Source organism: Actinacidiphila sp. bgisy145 (assembly GCF_057708125.1).
The window spans coordinates 221,645-239,598 of the sequence record NZ_JBYIRL010000004.1 but is presented as its reverse complement, the minus strand read 5'-3'; the positions used below and the strand labels follow the sequence as shown (position 1 = coordinate 239,598).

Annotated in this window: 18 protein-coding genes; 9 read left to right on the top strand and 9 right to left on the bottom strand. The window is 73.7% G+C overall.

What is annotated here, in order from left to right:
* The first annotated feature begins 89 nt into the window (after window positions 1-89).
* The 3 genes from AC3ERT_RS06025 (at window position 90) to AC3ERT_RS06015 (ending at window position 2,807) form a co-directional block, all read left to right on the top strand.
* The gene (locus AC3ERT_RS06025; RefSeq protein WP_435173038.1) at window positions 90-980 is read left to right on the top strand and encodes an AurF N-oxygenase family protein; all 891 of its coding nucleotides are present in this window, start codon (window positions 90-92) and stop codon (window positions 978-980) included.
* Window positions 981-1,249: 269 nt separating this feature from the next.
* Window positions 1,250-1,933, top strand: coding sequence for a hypothetical protein (locus AC3ERT_RS06020; protein ID WP_435173036.1), 684 nt, complete (start codon window positions 1,250-1,252; stop codon window positions 1,931-1,933).
* 100 nt (window positions 1,934-2,033) lie between these two features.
* Window positions 2,034-2,807, top strand: a complete 774-nt coding sequence (locus tag AC3ERT_RS06015) for a bestrophin-like domain (RefSeq protein WP_435173034.1) — start codon at window positions 2,034-2,036, stop codon at window positions 2,805-2,807.
* A 392-nt stretch (window positions 2,808-3,199) separates the two neighbouring features.
* On the opposite strand, the gene AC3ERT_RS06010 is transcribed toward AC3ERT_RS06015, so the two are convergent.
* Complete coding sequence (locus AC3ERT_RS06010) at window positions 3,200-3,772, bottom strand: TetR/AcrR family transcriptional regulator (RefSeq protein ID WP_435173032.1); 573 nt, start codon at window positions 3,770-3,772, stop codon at window positions 3,200-3,202.
* Window positions 3,773-3,856: 84 nt separating this feature from the next.
* On the opposite strand from AC3ERT_RS06010, the gene AC3ERT_RS06005 reads away from it, so the two are divergent.
* A complete protein-coding gene (locus tag AC3ERT_RS06005; protein WP_435173030.1) occupies window positions 3,857-4,807 on the top strand; it encodes an NADP-dependent oxidoreductase in 951 nt (316 codons plus the stop codon).
* A gap of 110 nt (window positions 4,808-4,917) precedes the next feature.
* Here AC3ERT_RS06005 and AC3ERT_RS06000 read toward each other — a convergent pair whose 3' ends face one another.
* Together AC3ERT_RS06000 and AC3ERT_RS05995 are read right to left on the bottom strand one after the other, a co-directional pair.
* A complete protein-coding gene (locus tag AC3ERT_RS06000) occupies window positions 4,918-5,226 on the bottom strand; it encodes a hypothetical protein (protein WP_435126112.1) in 309 nt (102 codons plus the stop codon).
* 41 nt (window positions 5,227-5,267) lie between these two features.
* On the bottom strand, window positions 5,268-5,879 hold the full coding sequence (locus AC3ERT_RS05995; protein WP_488180721.1) for a hypothetical protein: 612 nt from the start codon (window positions 5,877-5,879) through the stop codon (window positions 5,268-5,270).
* 12 nt (window positions 5,880-5,891) lie between these two features.
* Between AC3ERT_RS05995 and AC3ERT_RS05990 the strand changes: the two genes are divergently transcribed.
* Complete coding sequence (locus AC3ERT_RS05990; protein WP_435173026.1) at window positions 5,892-6,308, top strand: hypothetical protein; 417 nt, start codon at window positions 5,892-5,894, stop codon at window positions 6,306-6,308.
* Here AC3ERT_RS05990 and AC3ERT_RS05985 read toward each other — a convergent pair.
* A complete protein-coding gene (locus AC3ERT_RS05985; RefSeq protein ID WP_335977192.1) occupies window positions 6,289-6,993 on the bottom strand; it encodes a TetR/AcrR family transcriptional regulator in 705 nt (234 codons plus the stop codon). The two genes, AC3ERT_RS05990 and AC3ERT_RS05985, sit on opposite strands and share 20 nt — an antisense overlap.
* 75 nt (window positions 6,994-7,068) lie before the next feature.
* Here AC3ERT_RS05985 and AC3ERT_RS05980 point away from each other — a divergent pair, with 75 nt between their 5' ends.
* The 3 genes from AC3ERT_RS05980 to AC3ERT_RS05970 all read left to right on the top strand — a co-directional run bounded on the left by AC3ERT_RS05980 (window position 7,069) and on the right by AC3ERT_RS05970 (window position 10,752).
* Entirely contained in the window at window positions 7,069-7,323 is a 255-nt protein-coding gene (locus AC3ERT_RS05980; protein ID WP_335977193.1) for a hypothetical protein, read from the top strand.
* A gap of 288 nt (window positions 7,324-7,611) precedes the next feature.
* A complete protein-coding gene (locus tag AC3ERT_RS05975) occupies window positions 7,612-9,150 on the top strand; it encodes a chitinase (protein ID WP_435173095.1) in 1,539 nt (512 codons plus the stop codon).
* Between the two features lie 357 nt (window positions 9,151-9,507).
* Window positions 9,508-10,752 (top strand): C40 family peptidase, encoded by a 1,245-nt coding sequence (locus tag AC3ERT_RS05970; RefSeq protein WP_435173024.1) that lies wholly within the window; start codon window positions 9,508-9,510, stop codon window positions 10,750-10,752.
* Window positions 10,753-10,761: 9 nt separating this feature from the next.
* On the opposite strand, the gene AC3ERT_RS05965 is transcribed toward AC3ERT_RS05970, so the two are convergent.
* From AC3ERT_RS05965 to AC3ERT_RS05945, 5 genes are all read right to left on the bottom strand, one after another.
* Window positions 10,762-12,063, bottom strand: a complete 1,302-nt coding sequence (locus AC3ERT_RS05965; protein WP_435173093.1) for a styrene monooxygenase/indole monooxygenase family protein — start codon at window positions 12,061-12,063, stop codon at window positions 10,762-10,764.
* Between the two features lie 26 nt (window positions 12,064-12,089).
* Entirely contained in the window at window positions 12,090-12,698 is a 609-nt protein-coding gene (locus tag AC3ERT_RS05960; protein ID WP_335977197.1) for a GTP-binding protein, read from the bottom strand.
* Window positions 12,679-13,137, bottom strand: a complete 459-nt coding sequence (locus AC3ERT_RS05955) for a DUF742 domain-containing protein (protein ID WP_435173022.1) — start codon at window positions 13,135-13,137, stop codon at window positions 12,679-12,681. The genes AC3ERT_RS05960 and AC3ERT_RS05955 overlap by 20 nt, the downstream gene beginning before the upstream one ends.
* A complete protein-coding gene (locus AC3ERT_RS05950) occupies window positions 13,134-13,568 on the bottom strand; it encodes a roadblock/LC7 domain-containing protein (protein ID WP_335977572.1) in 435 nt (144 codons plus the stop codon). The genes AC3ERT_RS05955 and AC3ERT_RS05950 overlap by 4 nt, the downstream gene beginning before the upstream one ends.
* A 239-nt stretch (window positions 13,569-13,807) precedes the next feature.
* On the bottom strand, window positions 13,808-16,849 hold the full coding sequence (locus AC3ERT_RS05945) for a nitrate- and nitrite sensing domain-containing protein (RefSeq protein ID WP_435173020.1): 3,042 nt from the start codon (window positions 16,847-16,849) through the stop codon (window positions 13,808-13,810).
* A gap of 341 nt (window positions 16,850-17,190) precedes the next feature.
* Between AC3ERT_RS05945 and AC3ERT_RS05940 the strand changes: the two genes are divergently transcribed.
* Window positions 17,191-17,946 carry a protein phosphatase 2C domain-containing protein gene (locus AC3ERT_RS05940; protein WP_435173019.1) on the top strand — a complete coding sequence of 252 codons (756 nt, stop codon included), beginning with the start codon at window positions 17,191-17,193 and terminating at the stop codon, window positions 17,944-17,946.
* Window positions 17,947-17,954: the final 8 nt, after the last annotated feature.

Genomic DNA, 17,954 nt, shown 5'->3' with positions numbered 1-17,954 from the left:
GTCGCACGGGGACTTGACGGGCTTGTTGACACAGAGTCTCATAAGAACCGTACCCAAGGTAACCCTCGTGCGGCGGAGGCCGGTTCACCATGGACGCAACCTTGATCAGCCGGGAGAAGACGGCAGAGCGGCTGCTGACCGCCTCGGCGAAGCACTCGTTCGACCCCGACACGGAGCTGGACTGGGAGGCCCCCTTCGAGGAGGACGCCTGGTTCTGGCCGCCGGAGCTCGTCTCGCTCTACGACACCCCGCTGTGGCGGCGCATGCCGGAGGAGCAGCAGCGCGAACTGTCCCGCCACGAGGCGGCGTCGCTGTGTGCGTCGGGCGTGTGGTTCGAGACGATCCTCATGCAACTGCTGCTGCGGCACACGTACTCGCTCGACCCGACCAGCGCGCACGTGCGGTACGCGCTCACCGAGATAGCGGACGAGTGCCGCCACTCCAAGATGTTCGCCCGCGCGGTCACGAAGTTCGGCACCCCGACCTACGGGCCGACCCGCCTCGACCACTCCCTGGGGCGCATCCTCAAGACGTTCTCCACGACGCCGGGTTCCTTCACCGGCACCCTCCTCGCCGAGGAGATCCTCGACTGGATGCAGCGGCTGACCTTCCCCGACGAGCGGGTCCAGCCCTTCGTCCGCGGGGTGACGCGGATTCACGTCGTGGAGGAGGCCCGGCACATCAGGTACGCGCGGGAGGAGCTGCGCCGGCAGATGGAGACCGCGCCGCGGTGGGAGATCATGCTCACCCGGACCATGTCCGCCGAGGCCGCCCGGGTCATCGCGCGCTCCCTGATCAGCCCCCAGGTCTACGCGAGCGTCGGCCTGAACCCCGCGGAGGCGGTCGCGGCGGTGAAGGAGAGCGGGCACCGGCGGGAGATGATGCGGCACTCGGCGAAGAAGCTGATGGACTTCTTCGACGAGATCGGGCTGCTCAGGGGGCCGTCGATGCCGCTGTGGCGGGCGTCGGGGCTGCTGTAGTCGGCGTCGGGGCTGCTGTAGCGGTCGCTTCCGCCCGCGCGGCCCGCGGCCCGCAGCCCGGCCGGTGGCTGGAACTCGCCGCCGCGGCGGCCCTTCACAGGGTCGGCCGCGGGCGTTCCGGCGTACCTGCGTTCGGGTTCCGGGGCGGCGGAGGGGGTGTGGTCGAACAGTTCGGATGAGCGGTGCGCGGCGGGTGAGAGGGTTCGCGTCATTGCGGGGCGTTCGAGGAGTGTCGCCCATCTGGGCCATTTAGCTTAATAGTTATGGAAATGGGGAGACCGAGGGCCCGCCGGGGCGGGTGGTGCGTGCGGGCCGCCGTGGCCCTGGCGGCCGGCGGGGTGGCCGTGTTGGCGGCGGCCGGGGTGGGGCAGGCCGCCGGGGCGCGGGCGGACGCCCCGCGGGGCGGGGGCTGCGTGATCGTGGTGCTGGCCGGGGTCGTGGTGCAGATCGGCGGACCGTGCGGGCCGGCCGCGCCGACGTCCGGGCCGCCGGCTTCCGTTCCTCCCACGTCGGTCGGCCCCACCTCCAGCGGTGTCCCGACCTCCTCGGCGCCCGGGTCGGGCGCTCCGCCGTCCACGGCTCCTCCCTCCGCGGTGCCGACCTCGGCTGCTCCGGCGCCCGGGGCGCCGGGGTCGGGCGCTGCCTCGTCCACGGCGCCGACGCGTTCGGGGCCGGCGGCGGATTCTCCGGGCAGGTCCCCGGCGTCCGCCGGTACGGCCTCCGGTACGGCCGCGGCGCCGTCGGCCGGTGTGCCGGTGCCGGTGGGGGTGGCGGGTGCGGGCGGCCGGGCCGTCCACGCGTCGGGCGAGGACGTCTACGAGGCGGGGCAGGAGGCCGCCGTTCCCGGCCGGGAGGGGGGTTGGGACCGGTGGTGGGGGATGGCGCTGGTGGCCGTACTGCTGCCGGCGGTGCTGGCGGCGGCCGTACCGCGCGGGGTGCCGCGCCGCCACTGAGGCCGCTTCGCCGTTGCGACAGCTCTGCCGTTGAGGCCGCATTGCCTTTGAGGTGCTTCGCGTTGACAGCCCGTCAGGTGCCCGTACCCAGGGAGTGGCCATGTCCATCTATGTCGTCTCGCTGCTGGCCACGGTCGGCGGCGGGTGTCTCGCGCTGCTGCTCGGGCGGTTCCTCGGGACGGGACGGCGGGCGGCGGCCGGGGAGTTCGGCGGGCAGGCGCAGTCGCTGATCGGCGCGGTGCTGCTCAGCTCGTTCATCCTGCTCACCGGGTTCCAGGTGGCCGGGAGCTGGTCCGCGCTCAGCGACGCGCGGGAGGGGACGTACGACGAGGCGCGGGCGCTGGCGGACGCGTACTGGGCGGTCGGGGGGCTGGCGCCGGCCGACCGGGCCAGGGCGCGGGAGTTGCTGCGGGTGTACACCGGGGAGGTGCGGGGGGCGGAGTTCCATGAACTGGCCCGGGGGCGGACCAGTGCGGCCGCCTGGCGCGACCTGGACGCCGTGCGCTCGGCGGTGCGGGCCGCGCCCGCGACCACGGCCGGGCCGCAGACGGCGAAGGCGGCCGCGCAGACCGCGCTCAACTCCGTCTACCAGGACCGCACCGAACGCGCCGCCCAGGTCAAGGGGCAGATGCCGCGGGTGACCTGGATCGCCATGCTCGTCGTCGGCGCCTTCCTCGTCGCCTTCCCCGCGCTCCTCGGGCTCACCGCCACACCGCGGCACCTCGCCGCGCTCTGCTTCGTCGGGGCCGTCGTCGCCTTCGCGATCTGCTTCTCCGCCCAGCTCAACTCCGCCTTCTGCCAGCCCTTCGGCGTCCGCCCCACCGCCTTCACCCTGGCGACCACCCGCTTCAGCCAGCTCGACACCCCCCGCTGACTTTTTTCCCCGGTGACGCGGCGACTCCGGCGGTGGGGTCCGGGACTGCATATTTACGGCGCCCACGGGCGATGCCGCAGAGTTGCCCTTCGCCCCGGCGCCACAAATATACGAACGTCCCGAACCCCACCCCCTCCGCCACCGCTCGCCTCTCCTGTCTCCTGAGCCCCCACGGCGCCGACCCACTCCACCTCGCGCTCGTCTTCGGCATCGACGAGAAGACCGCCATCCGCTACGCGGACTCCGCCCGGCAGCTTCTCCAGGCCGACCTCGAAGCCGGGGTATCGCCGAGGTGAGCCCAAAAGGGACCGCTTCGGTCAGTCCATGCAGGCCGACCCGGGACGGGACACCGTCGTGTCCGTTGTGGACGGCTTCGGGAGTCGTAGGCCGACTCAGCGGGTCGTCGGAGCCGGCGGCGCGACCGCCTCACGCAGCTCGGCGGCGGCCTGGGCCATGAGCTGAGCGAGGGTGGTGTCCGGCTCGGCCAGCCAGCGAGGCATGGCGCGCCGGTGGATCGCCAGCACCACGTCGATGATGAAGCGTGCCTTGCCGGGCTCGACGCCGCGGCGCTCAAGCGCTGGCGCCAGCGCGTCGGCGATGTCGGCGAGCTTGATCAGATCGCGCTCAGCCAGTGCCGGGTTGGCGGCGATCACTCTTCCCCGGCGCAGCAGGAACTCGCGCGGGCGGAAGATCTCCTCGGCGGTTCCCAGCGCGGTCAGCAGCGCCTCGATCGGCGTGAGGCCCGGGTCGGTCGCCTCGACCTGGGCGACGAGGTGGGCCTCGAGTTCGTCACCGGCGAAGAGGACTTCCCGCTTGTCGGGGAAGTAGCGGTAGAAGGAGCGCTCCTTCAGGCCGGCTGCGCCCGCGATCTGCGCGACCGAGGTGCGCTCGTACCCCTGCGTCTCGAACAGCTCGAGCGCCGCGCGCTCGAGCCGGCCCTGTGCGTCGGATTCCCATCTCGGCATACCCGCCAGGGTACGACAACAGCATCTGTTGTCGCGGTGATAACGTCGATGACAACAGATGCTGTTGTCACTCGGGAGATCGTCATGAAGGCTCTTCAGTTCGACCGGTTCGGGTCCCCGGACGTGATCGTGCTCCGCGACGTCCCACAGCCGGAGCCGGGACCCGGTCAGATCCGGATCGCCGTGCGGGCGTGCGGCCTGACACCGGCCGACTGGCACGTCGTCGACGGTCTCCTCGCCGATCATCTGCCGCCGCTGCCGCGCGGGCTCGGCCTTGAGATCGCGGGCACCGTCGACGCGCTCGGCGAGGGCGTCACCGGTGTCCAGATCGGCGACCGCGTGTTCGGCCCGGCCACCTTCGACGGCCCGACGGCCGGTGCTGCCGAGTACGCGCTGATGCCGGCCTGGGCACGTATCCCCGAAGGCGTCACCGTCGAGCAGGCCGCCGCGCTGCCGATGGCGGCCGAGACGGCGTGGCGCGCGCTCGACGACCTCGGCGTCCAGCCGGGTGAGCTGCTGCTCGTCCACGGCGCGGGCACCACCGTGGGTGAGGCGGCGGTGCGCTTCGCGCTGCACCGGGGTATTCGGGTGATCGCCACCGCCGGGCAGACCCGGGCGGCAGCTCTGGAAGAGATCGGCGCCCAGGTGACCGCCTACGGCGAGGGCATGGCCGAACGCGTCAGGGCACTGTCCGGAGGCCACATCGATCGTGCCCTCGACGCGGCGCCGACCGGCGGCCGGATCGACCGCGCCGACCAGCCCAGCCCGGCCGGCGGTTCACTGCCGACGCTGATCGAGCTGACCGGGGACCCCGGCCGCGTCCTCACCGTCTCGGACTTCGCCGCCGCGGCCGAGCTGGGCGTCCGGACCACCACCGAGATCCGCTATGAGCAGATGGACGAGTTCGCCCGGCTCGCCGGCGAAGGCATCTTGGTCGTACCGGTCGCACGTACCTACACGCTCGACCAGATCCAGGAAGCGGCCGAGCTCAGCCAGTCCCGCCGACCCGGCGGCAAGCTCATGCTCGTCCTGTGATCGCCCGGCCGGCCTGACAAGGCGAGACCACCTCGACAAGGAGCGGGGGCAGACATCTTTTCCAGGCCGGCCTCGAAGCCGATCCCGCGTGTTCGCCGCGAAACCACGGGTCAACCCCCGACCATGGCAGTCTCGGACCCACGGGTTCCCGCTGAAGAAGCTTCAGTTTCCGCGAACTCGCGGGGATCTCGGCCCTGTTCTCCCGAAGCTGCCGCGAAGTGACAAGTAGCTCCCTGTAGCGGATCAGGGGTGAGCTTGTCGGCCGTTTCGTTCTTCTGACCTTCCCGAAGGTTGCGCTCGGCCAGGTTGGTCGTGTCATGACACGACGACTGCTCGCCCTGCACCTGCTCCAGTCCGCGCTGGTGCACGTCAACACCCTGCTGCTCCAGGACATTCTGAGCATCCAGCGTCGCGGTCACCGTCGAGTGCCATGGGACGTTCCTCCTGCGAATGGGGCTGGTTACCGGGATCGGGGCTTGGGGGTGTTCTGCGTTCGCGTTGTCTGCGTCCTGTCGGTCGCGGCGGCAGGGGTGGTCCCGGCCGTGCGTGGTCCGGGGGTCTTGGCAGTGGTGCTGGTGCCGCGCAGCAGGGAGGCGAGCGCGGCGAGGAAGGCGAGGGTGGCGCCGAAGGCGAACACGACGACCAGGCCGGAGTGGAAGGGCCCGGAGATCAGGTGCGGGAAGAACTCGCGTCCGGTCAGGGTCTGCTGCTGCGCCGCCGTCAGGTGGGTCAGGGTGCCGCTGGGCTGGAGCAACTGCTGGACCGGGTTGACGCCCAGTTGGGCGGCGAACAGGGACGAGACCGGGGGAAGGCTGCCGGCCTGGATGGCGACGTGGGCCGGGACGCCCTGCTGCCGCAGGCCGGCGGTCAGGGGCAGCATGAAGATGCCGGCCCACAGGGGCGTGTCGCCGTAGTCGTAGCCGTGAAGCGGTAGCCAGATGCCTTGCAGCCAGATGACCAGCACGAACTGCATCCCGCCCCGGCCGACCGGGGTCCGGGCCCGGCCGTGGCGGCCAGGCAACACGCCGCCAGCGCCGATCGACCCGGGCATGCCGAGCGCGAACATCCGCATCGGGTACGCGAGATGCTCGACCCTCGGGCAGGAACTCGACTCCCAGCCCGCAAGGGCAAGCACGGCGGCCGGCAGGGCGTACCGCGGTTCGGGGCGGTGCACAGTCTGCGGCAGCGGCTGTGCATGACGGAGCTGCGCTGCCAGATCTGCGGGGTCGCCGCGGACCGTGCGTCCGAGGGCGTGCTGTGGCTGGTCGACGCCGACCCGTGGGACCTGGCGCCCGGGGGCGAGACCACCGCGCACCCGCCGGTCTGCCGCCCCTGCGCCCACCTCTCCGTGCGGGCCTGCCCCCATCTGCGCACCCGTCAGGTCGCGTTGCGCGTCCGCACCTTCCGCCCCGCCGGGGTCCGCGGCGCCCTCTACGCCCCCGCGCCCGGCGGCCCCCGGCTTCACGCCCGTCGCTCGCGCCCTACGGGAAGAGGGTGGTGATGTTGGTGAGGAGGAGGCGGCCGGGGCTGGTGGGGGTTTCCTGGGAGAGGGCGCGGGCCGCGGCTTCGGCGGCTTCGGGGTCGGTGAGGGCGGTCGCGAGGAGGAGCGCGGTGAAGTGGTCGACCAGCCAGGCGCGGAGTTCGGGCAGGGGCGGCTGCTTGCCGTTGTCGAGCCAGAGGAGGGAGACCGTCTCGACGGAGGCGATCCAGGAGCGGACCATCATGGTCAGGCGGGGCCCGGGTTCGGCCACGCCGAGGTGGTGCAGGACCTGGGCGGCGGCGCCGCTGCGGACCCCCTCGATGATGGCCTCGGTACGGCTGGTGCCCACGACCCCGCCGCCGCGCAGCAGCGCGCCGTACGCGGCGTCGTGCTCGTCGACGTAGCCGAGGTAGCCGTCGAGGGCGTCGGCGAGGCGCTGGGTGGGCGGGCCCTCGGCGGGGACGCCGAAGAGGCCGACGAGTTCCTCGGCGGCGCCGAGCACGGCGGATTCGTAGAGCTGCTGCTTGCCGCCGGGGAAGTAGCGGTAGACGAGGGGGCGGGAGACACCCGCGGCGGCGGCCACGTCCTCGACGGAGACGTCCTCGGGGCGGCGGTGCCCGAAGAGGTCGAGCGCCGCGGCCAGCAGCTGCTCCCGGCGCTGCTCGACGCTCATCCTGCGGTAGGCGGGCACCGCGCTGCTGGTCATACCGGAAGCGTAACCACCTCGCCTCGCCGGGGTCGCGGCCGCATCCGGTCGCGTGGGCGTGGGAGCCTGGGCGGTGTGCGACACGAGAAGACCGAGTTCGTCGGTGGGCCGCTGGACGGCCGGGTGCTGGAGGTGATGGTGGGGATGACGGGGCAGCCCCCGCTGGACTACCGGGTGCCGGTGCCCGCGCCCGAGGGCGGCCCGGAGCAGGTGCACGTCTACCACCGGGAGCGCGGCGGGCGCGACCGCACCCGCTGGGTGTTCGTGTACGACCCGGACGGCAGCCCGCACCCGGACCGCCCCAGGTGGCCGTGGTCGAAGCGGCGTTGAGCCGTAGGGGCGTTGAACCGTAGGGCCGTCGCACCGGTACGGGCGTCGAGCCGGCGCGGGGGTGAACGACGGGTGCCGGCATGCGGCCAATCTTGGTCCGGACCATTGACGCGTATTGGTCTGGACCTGTTTGCTGCCTGGTGACATGAGCACTCCTCGCCGAAGGAGCATCCCCCCATGCCCACCCCCACCCCCACTCCGCCCGGCCCGCACGGGCCCTCCCCCGCCCGCAGACGCGCCCTGGCCGCCGCCGCCACCGCCCTCGCGGGCGCCCTCGCCGTCGGCGGCATGGTCGCCCTCGCCCCGTCGGCGAGCGCCGGCGAGTTCCTGAGCAACGGCGGCTTCGAGGCCGGCTCGCTGAACGGCTGGACCTGCGACGCGGGCGCCCAGGTCGTCAGCGGCTCGGCGCACAGCGGCAGTTACGCGCTGAAGGCCGCGCCGTCGGCGAGCACCACCGGCCAGTGCGCGCAGACCGTCACCGTCGCCCCGAACACCGCGTACACGCTGACCGCCCAGGTGGACGGGTCGTACGTCTACCTCGGCGTGGACGGCGGCACCTCCACATGGACCGCGGACACCGGCTCCGGCTACGCGCCCCTGAGCGTGTCCTTCACCACCGGCGCGACCCAGACCAGCGCGAAGATCTACGTGCACGGCTGGTACGGCCAGCCCGCCTACCTCGCCGACGACATCTCGCTCCAGGGCCCGGGCAGCGGCGGCACCACCACGCCGCCCACCACGCCGCCGACGACACCCCCCACGACTCCCCCGACGACTCCGCCCACGACGCCCGCCTCCCCGCCGTCCTCGGACCTGCCCACCCACGCGCTCGTCGGCTACCTGCACGAGACGTTCGCCAACGGCTCCGGCTACACCAAGCTCGCCGACGTCCCCGACGACTGGGACATCATCGACCTCGCGTTCGGCGAGACCGACTCCCCCACCTCCGGGCAGATCCACTTCACCCGCTGCTCGGTCAGCGAGTGCCCGTCGGTGGAGTCCGACGCGGACTTCAAGGCGGCCATCGCGGCGAAGCGGGCCGCGGGCAAGAAGGTGCTGCTGTCGATCGGCGGCGCGGGCGGCGAGGTCCAGCTGACGACCACCGCGGCGCGCGACGCGTTCGTCTCCTCGGTCAGCGGCATCATCGACCAGTGGGGCCTGGACGGCATCGACATCGACTTCGAGAACCAGTCGCTCTCGCTGAACGCCGGCGACACCGACTTCAAGAACCCGACCACCCCGGCCATCGTCAACCTGATCTCGGCCGTCAAGTCGCTCAAGGCGAAGTACGGCGACAAGTTCGTGCTGACCATGGCGCCGGAGACGTTCTTCGTCCAGATGGGGTACCAGTACTACGGCTCGGGCCCGTTCAACGGCCAGGACCCGCGGTGCGGGGCGTACCTGCCGGTGATCTACGCGCTGCGCGACGACCTGACCCTGCTCACCGTCCAGGACTACAACTCCGGTCCGATCATGGGCCTGGACAACCAGTACCACACGATGGGCGGGGCGGACTTCCACATCGCGATGACGGACATGCTGCTCACCGGCTTCCCGGTGGCCGGCAACACCTCGAACATGTTCCCGGCGCTCGACCCCTCGCAGGTCGGCATCGGCCTGCCCGCCTCCGTCAACGCGGGCAACGGCTACACCTCACCCGATCAGGTGGACCAGGCGCTGGACTGCCTGACGAAGAAGACGAACTGCGGGTCGTACACCACCCACGGCACCTGGCCCGGGCTGCGCGGCCTGATGACGTGGTCGATCAACTGGGACGGCTTCAGCGGATGGGCGTTCAGCCACAACTTCGACAACTACTTCGGCTGACACCCCGCGGAAGGCGCGGCGCCGTTCGGGGAACGGCGCCGCGCGGTACCTCGCGTGATATTCGGCCGATCCGGCGGCAACCGGGCGGCAAACGGCGGCAATCGGCCCGCGGAAGGCGGTGGCAGGGCCGGCGGCGGTGACGGATGATGGCACAGTGGGCCGCAAGTGGCCCCGGACCGCCCCGCGCGCGCCGCCGCCCCACCGCCCGCCGCCACCGGCGCCCGCCGGGCCATGCGGATGGCGGACGGCGGATGACCGTTCCGCGGAGATTCAGCCACTACCTCTGTCGAAGATATGACAATCCATGATTGGCTACCGTCGCTGCTTGTTACCCGCCGGTCATGGGGAGATGAGGGAATGTCAGTGGCCCGTCAGCCCAGCTCGTGGTTCCGCTCGGCCGTGGTGTGCGGCGCACTGCTCGCCGCGGCGGCGCTGTCCCTGCCCGCCGCCCAGCAGGCGTCCGCGCAGCCGTACGACCCGCCGGCCGACCAGGTCCCGCTGTCGACCCTGCTGACCCAGCTCCAGACCTACTACCAGCAGACCGAGACGGCCACCGAGGCCTACAACCAGGCCAAGGAGACCGCCGACCAGAAGCGGACCGCGGCCCGCAAGGTGGACAAGCAGCTCGCCAACCAGAAGGCCGCGGTCGCCGCCAGCCGGGCGCAGCTCGGGCTGATGGCCACCCAGATGTACCGCAACGGGGGCGTGTCGCCCTACCTGTCGCTGCTCAGCGGGCAGAGTCCGCAGGACTTCTTCGGGCAGCGGCACGTCCTGGGGCAGATGGCCCAGCAGCAGCGCAGCGTGCTCGGGCGGCTCACCTCCGGCGAGGCGCGGCTGAAGACGCTCAACACGCAGGCGCAGAAGGCGCTCGACACCGCCGAGCAGGCGCAGACTGTCGCCGGGGCGAAGCAGAAGGACGTCCAGAAGCACCTCAAGCAGGTCGAGGGGATGCTCTCCGGACTGACCGGGGTGCAGATCGCCGAGTTGCAGAAGCTGGAGCAGGCCGACACCGACCAGGCCCAGCAGCGCTTCATGGACTCCAAGGCGCTGGGCGGCGACCCGGCGCTGCGGGCCCCCTCGAAGGCCGGCGACCGCGCGATCGGCTACGCCTTCGACCAGCTCGGCAAGCCCTACGTGTGGGGCGCGCAGGGGCCGGACTCGTTCGACTGCTCCGGGCTCACCTCGCAGGCGTGGGCCCACGCGGGCACCACCATCCCCCGCACCAGCCAGCAGCAGTGGGCCCAGCTCCCGCACGTGCCGCTGGAGTTGCTGCGCCCGGGCGACCTGGTGATCTACTTCAAGGGCGCCACCCATGTCGCGCTCTACATCGGCGACGGGCTGGTCATCCAGGCGCCGCGCCCCGGGTCCTACGTCAAGGTCTCGCCGATCGCGGCGAACCCGATCCTCGGCGCGGTCCGCCCCGACCTCGGCGAGCAGCCGATCAGCGACTACACACCGCGGTCCATCCCGAAGAACGCCGAGCAGCCGCTGCCGATCGCCGCGGAGACGAAGGCCCCGGCGAAGCCCACGAAATCCAAGAAGTCCACGAAGTCCGCCAAGTCCACGAAGTCCGGCGCCAAGGGCAAGGCCGAGGACGAGTAGCCGCCGGGCTCAGCCGGCCGCGGGAGCCCCGCCCGCCTTGCCCGCCCCGCGCGCCTCGCCCGCCGTGCCCGTCTCCGCCGCCTCGCGCACCCGCGCGAGATACGCCCGCGCCGACGCCGCGTCGTAGAACCACCCCTCGAAGTCCGCCGGTTCGTCGAACCCGCCCGCGAACCGGTCCGCGACCGGCTGGAGTTCACCCGCCGCGCGGAGCAGCTCGAGGACGTGGTCCGGCGGCGGCGCCAGCATCGCGTGGGTCCACCTGGTGGCCGGCGCGGCCAGCGCCCAGTACCGGTCGAAGGTGCCCTGCATCCAGGCGCGGTCGAACGGGCGGTCCCCGTGCGCGATGATCCGCTCCAGGTGGACCGCCGCGCACCGGGCGGCGTTGTTCGCCCCCTGCCCGGTGACGGGGTCGTTGGCGACGACGACGTCCCCGACGCCCAGCACCAGTCCACCGGAGGGCAGTTCAGCGACGGGGTGGCGTACGACCGGGGTGACGCGGCCGGTCAACGTGCCGCCCACGTCGGTGAGTTCGACCTCCGAGGCGCGGGCGTGCTCCCAGGGGACGTGGCGCCGCATGAGGTCGAGGGTGAGCCGCAGGTGCTGCCGGGGGTCCCGGACGCCGGTGAAGACGTCCGCGGGGCCGCCGGGGAGCGCCTCCCAGAAGAGGATGTCGCAGGGCCCGGACGTGGTCAGGGCGGGGATCGCGAAGAACTCGCCGACGCTCGGCACGAGGTTGCAGTGCAGCGCCCGTGTGTCCGGGTGCTCGGGGCGCGGCCGCAGCCCGTGCACGTAGCAGACCGCCAGCGCGCGCTGCGGGGCTCGGTACGGGGAGCGGTCCGGGTCCCGCCCGAACATCGCCGCCGGCTCGCCCCGGCCCGCGGCGACCAGCACCAGGTCGTAGGCGCGGGAGAAGTAGTCCAGGTCGGAGACGGCGGCGGCGTGCACGACCACCTTGCCGCCGCGCTCGGCGAACGTCTCCAGCCAGCCCGCCATCTTCACCCGCTGGTCCACCGACTGCGCGGCCCCCTCGAGCCGGCCGAGCCAGTCGACCGCGCGGGTGCCGTCGGGCGCCGTCACCGACACGCCCAAGTCCGTGATGTCCGGGGCCTGTTGCCGCCAGAAGTCGATGCCGAGCCGCCGCTCGTGGGCGAGCGCGCCGGCGAACATGACCTGCGTGGACAGCACCCGGCCGGTGCGTATCTCGTCCGCGGTGCGGTGGGTCATGACGGTCACGCCGTAGCCCCGCGCCTGGAGGCCCAGGGCGAGTTGGAGACCGGCCTGGCCGGCTCCGACGATGAGCACGCTGCGGATGGCGGTTCGCCTCCCCGTTCGTCAGGTCACAGCGGTGCCTCGGCCATCGCGTGCGTCACCAGCGCGAGCAGCGCGTCGACCACGGACCGCCGCTCGCGGGCGTCGATGACCAGGACCGGGATGTGGTGCGGGACGGCGAGGGCGTCGCGTACGTCGTCCGGACCGTAGGCCGCGGTGCCCTCGAACTGGTTGACCGCCACGGTGTACGGCAGGCCGGTGCTCTCGAAGTAGTCCAGCGCCGGGAAGCAGTCCGCCAGCCGGCGGGTGTCGGCGAGCACCACGGCCCCTATCGCGCCGCGCACCAGGTCGTCCCACATGAACCAGAACCGCTGCTGGCCCGGCGTGCCGAACACGTAGAGCACCAGGTCCTTGTCGAGCGTGATCCGCCCGAAGTCCATGGCGACCGTGGTGGTGGTCTTCTCCGGAGTCGCCGCCAGGTCGTCCAGCGCCTCACTGGCCTGGGTCATGACGGACTCGGTCGTCAGCGGGGTGATCTCCGACACGGCGCCGACGAACGTGGTCTTGCCCACGCCGAACCCGCCGGCGACGACGATCTTCGTGGAGACCGGTGCGCGTTCGCGCGTGGTCTGCCAGTCCCGCAAGCCCTCCTGCTGGTCAAAGCCTGCGAAGTCCACTGAGCACCCTTTCGAGCAGCGCGCGGTCGGGCCCGCCGGGACCGTACCCGGTGCCGTACACGCGAATTCTTCCCTGGTCGGCCAGGTCGCTGATCAGGACCCGGACGACGCCGAGCGGTATCCGCAGGAGCGCGGAGATCTCGGCCACCGACCGCAGCATGCGGCACAGTTCGACGATCGCGCGCAACTCCGGCATCACCCGCTCCGCCCAGTCGCCCCTTGTGAGGGCGGGCTGTTCGTCCGGTCGCTCGATCGTAGCCACGAAAGTCTCGACCAGCAGCACCTGCCCGGCTCCGGTCCGCCCGCGGGTGAGCGCGTAGGGCCGCACCCGGGAGGTCCGGCGGTCGCTGTCGCGCTGCCTGGGCACCCCGGTGGCGGCGGTCGGCCGACGACCCGTCGGCGGGCCGGCGGAGCCGGTCGGACCGGGCGGCCGGCTCACCTTTCGCCCGCCATGACCTGCCGCAACTCACCGCGCAGCGCCGGGGTCAGCACATGGCCGGCCCGGCCGACGAACAGGGCCATGTGGTAGGCGATGACGCTCAGGTCGCAGTCGGCGGAGGCATGCACGCCAAGGAGTGAACCGTCGCTGATGGACATGACGAACAACATGCCGTCCTGCATCGCGACGGTGGTCTGCCGCACCCGGCCGCCGTCCATCAGGCGGGCCGCGCCGATGGTGAGCGAGGCCAGCCCGGAGACCACCGCGGCGAGGTCCATCCGGACGTCGGAGACCCGCGCGGGTCCGGCCGCGGGCCGCGGGGCGACGGGGTCGGGTTCGGAACTGAGCAGCAGCAGGCCGTCGGAGGAGACGACCGCGACCGAGCGGACGCCGGGCACCTCGTCGACGAAGTTCGCCAGCAGCCAGTGCAGGTTGCGGGCGTCGTGGCTGAGGGCGCCGGGGTGGCTGCCGGTGCCGGAGTGGGCACCGGTGCCTACGGGGCCGCTCTGGCCGTTCGTGCTGGTCGGGCGGGTCGGGATGGTGGGGCTGATGGCGCCGCCGGGGCCGGTCGGGCCGCTGGGGGCAGAGCCTTCGGTGAGGCCGGTGGTACCTGGGGTGCTGGTGGTGCTGGTGGTGCCGGCGTGCGTACTGGCGTGCGTGCGGACCGCGTTCAACGGGTCGCCTCCTCGACGGTTTCTCCCGGGCTGGCTGATGGTGCGGGCGGCGGCGCCGCGTGGTCGGCCGCGCCCCGGGTCTCCAGCGCGGCGTCCCTGCGGCCGTCGCGCAGACCGCGCTGCAACCCGGCGAGCTGGCGGCGCAGCCCCTCCGCGTCGAGGGGCTCGGTGCGGCGCCGGCCGTCCTGCGCGGCGGCCCGTATCCCGCTGGCCTTCCGGACCCGGCGCGGCAGCGGCCCGTCCAGCCCGGGGGGCGCGGACGGGGCGTCCGGGGAGTGCGCCGGCGCGCGCTCGGCGCGCATGTGCTCGGCGGGCGCCAGGGGGGCGCGCGCCGCCTCGGTCCCGCCCGACGGCAGGGCGGGCTCCGGAACGATCAAGGTTTCCGCCACGAGCGGCTGCACTTGCACGGCCGGGGCGGCCCCCGGGGGCATCGGTGCAGGTGGAACGTCCAGGCGTTCGACGCGTACCCGCGACTCGGCGGGGGCGTCCGCGGGGTGGGCGGGTACGAGGCCGGTCGCGCCCTGCTGCTCGGGCAGCAGCCCGCGCTGGGCGAGCGGCCGCCGACTGGGCAACGGAGGCGCGGGGGGCGCCGGTTCGGCCGGCCGCGGTACGGGGGCGGCGGGCGCGGCGGCGCTCTCCGCGAATACGGCGGCGGGCTGCGCGGGCAGAGGCGCCGAGGGCGCCGGTTCGGCCGGCTGCGGGCGCACGCGGCGGTCGAGCGGCGGAAGCCCGCCCGGCGCCGCCCCCGCGGCCTCCTGAGCGCCGTCTGCGGCCGCCCCGGGCGCCGCCGGCTCCGGCGGTACGGCCGCCGGCTGCGCGGGCACCAGCGGTACGGCCAGGGGCGGCAGGGCGCCGTCCCGCACCGGTTCCACGGCGAACGGCCCGACGCCCAGCGGGACTTCCGCGGACGGCAGCCCGGCGGAGTCCGGCACCGGCGACTCCGCACCGGGGCCGTAAGCGGAGGCCGCGGACTCCGTACGGGCCGCGTCCGCGGACGGCAGCCCGGCCGAGGCCGGCACCGGCGACTCCGCGCCGGGGCCGTAGGCAGCCACGGGGGCCGCGGAGGCCGCGGGCTCCGTGCGGGCAGCCGTCTGCGCCGGCGCGTTCGGGGGCGTGCCGTACGCCGTTTCGCGCGCCCCCTCGCGCTGGGCGGGCAGCACCTGGGTGAGCGGGTCCGCGCTCGGCACCAGCAGCCGCGGCAGCATCACGACCGCCGTGGCGCCGCCGTTCGCGTGCGGCCGCAGCTGGACCCGCACTCCGTGCCGGTGCGCCAGCCGCGCCACCACGTACAGGCCGAGTCCGGCCGCCGCGCCGGGCGCCGCCGGATCGGGTTCGGCCAGCAGCGCGTTGAGCCCGTCGATCCGCTCGGCGGGCACCCCGATGCCCGCGTCCTCGACCGCGACCATCACCTCGCCGCTCTCCATCACCCAGCCGTTGAGGTGCACTTCGGACTCGGGCGGGGAGAACGCGGTGGCGTTGTCGAGGAGTTCGGCGATGAGGTGGCCGATGTCGTCGGCGGCGCGGCCGGCCACCTCGGCCTCGGGCATGGTCAGCACCCGCACGCGTTCGTACCGCTCGACCTCGGAGATGGCCGCGCGGGCCACGTCGATCAGCGGCACCGGGCGGGCGGTGGCGCCGTGGCTGTGCTCGGTCCCGGTGAGCAGCAGCATGTTCTCGCTGTTGCGGCGCATCCGGGTGGCGAGGTGGTCGAGGCGGAAGAGCGTGGCGAGCCGGTCGGGTTCCTGCTCGTGCTCCTCCATGCCCTCGATCAGGGTGAGTTGGCGCTCGATCAGGCCGAGGGTGCGCAGTGCCAGGTTGACCTGGACGACCTGGGTGGCGTTGCGCGCGGTCGCCTGGTTCAGCTGCTCGGCCAGCTCCTCGCGCGAGCGCAGCAGGTCGTCGCGGGTGCGGGCGAGTTCGGCGGCGGTGGCCAGCGCCGACCGGTGGTCGGCGGCGAGCGCGGTGTGGGCGGCCTCGGCCTCGGCGCGCTCGGTGTCGAGTTCGGCGGCGCGGGCGCGCAATGTACGTGCGTCCTGGGCGAGGGAGTTGATACGGCGGGCGACGGCGGCGAACTCGTCGGAGCCGATCGCCTCGGCCTGCTGGCCGCTGTCCGTGGCGGCCTTCGACCAGCGGTGCAGGGCGGCGAGCGGGCGGGTGAGGGTGCGGAAGAGCGTGACCAGCACCGCGGCCAGCAGGAGCAGGCACAACGCGGCCAGTGCGGCCCGCAGTTCGAGGACGGTGACCTGGTGGTCGCGGTGGGAGGCGGCGGTGGCGGCCTCGTCGGCGGCGGCGGACGCCTCGACGCCGCGCATCAGCGAGAGCCGGGCGGTGAGCGCCGCGGCGACCTTCCCGGTGCCCAGTTCCCGGTCGGCGGAGGTCAGTTCGCTGCCGCCGAGCAACTGGTCCAGGTCGCGGTCGGCTTCGGCGGTGTCGGCGCCGGTGACGGTCCGGTCGTAGGTCCTGCGCAGGGCGGCGGGCGCGGTGGCGTCGAACTCGGCGAGCGCGGCCTGCTCCTGGAGCCGGGCTGCCTGCGCGGCGGCGACCAGGGCGCGCTGGGTGCCGCTCGCGGTCAGCCCGGCGACGAGCAGGCCGCGCTGGACCGAGGCGGCCGCGGTGGCCCGGGCCAGCGGGGCGCCGACCGGGCCCATGGCGCGTCCGAGCGCGTCGATCAGCGGCTGGTAGCCGGCGACGGCGGCCTGTGCGGTGGCGGCGGCGAGGGCGGCCTTGCGGACGGCCGGCAGGGTGGCGAGCGCGGTGCGCAGGTCGGCGGAGAGGTGGCCGCCGCCGGTGACGTCGGCGAGTTGGCGGTCGGTGCGCTGCCGGTCGGCGGCGGACGCGGCGGGCTGGCCGGCCGCGACGGCCCCGGCCAGGTCGTCCCGCTCGTCGGCGAGGTCGGCGGCCAACGCGGCCGCGCGGGTGGCGAGCCGGGCGGCGCCGACCCGGTCCTGGGCGGACGACAGGTCTCCGGTGGCGAGGGCGACACCGGGCGCCGCCGCGGCCAGGACGATGGCCGAGCAGAGCAGCAGGGCGGCGAGCATGCGCTGCCTGACCCGCCGTTCGCGCCGTCGGAGACGTCGTTCACGCACTGTCGGTGCTCGCATTCACGGGTTGCGGGGCCCGGGGTCGCCCCGGGATACGTGCAAAGTCCCTCAGACCCTCGCAGGCCAGCGGGGAGGGGAGCCAGGCGTCGCCCCCTCGGACACCCGAACGAGTGAATCGCACCGGTGAGTTGACCGACAAGTCGGGTACGGGCGCCACCATGCGCACCGTGCCCGCCGCGCCGGACACGGCCTGGCACCCGCCGTTCCGCTTTGAGAGGATGCCCGCGCACAGCAGGGCGTTGCCGTGGTCCGGACCAGCCGGCTGCGAGACTGGGCGCATGCGGATCGAGACGGCGACCGAGCCCGGCACGGCGGGCGTGCCCAACGAGGACTTCGCGGCGGTGGCGCTTCCGGCGTCCGGCGCCGGCGGGGTGGTGGTGGTCCTGGACGGGGTTACGCCCCCGCCGGACAACGGCGGCTGTGTGCACTCGGTGCCGTGGTTCACCGCGCGGTTGGGCGGCGCGCTGCTCGAACTGGCGTCCGCCCGGCGGGAGTCGGCGCTCGCGGAGTGCCTCGCGGAGGCGATCGCGCGGACCGCGGCGGCCCACCAGGACACCTGTGATCTTTCTCACCAGCTGACGCCGCAGGCCACGGTCGTGGCCGCCCGCTGGGACGCGGAGGCGGTGGAGTACCTGGTGCTGTCGGACTCGGCGCTGCTGGTGGAGGACACTGCCGGGGTGGTGACGGCGGTGCTGGACGACCGGATCGACCGGCTGCGCGCGGCCGGGCTGCGACTGGCGCCGCTGCGGAACCGGGAGGGCGGCTTCTTCACGGCCGCGGCGGACCCGGCGGTGGTGGAGCGCGCGGTGACCGGGCGGCTGCCGCGCGCGGACGTCACGGCGCTGGCCGCGCTGACCGACGGCGCCGCGCGCGCGGTGGAGTACTACGCGGTCGACGACTGGACGGGCACCTTCGCGCTGCTGCGCAAGTCCGGGCCGGAGCGGCTGTTCGCCCGGGTGCGGGCGCTGGAGGCGGAGCAGCCGCCGCCCGGCAAGCAGCATGACGACGCGACGGCCGTGCTGGTGGAGCTGTAGCCGCGGCG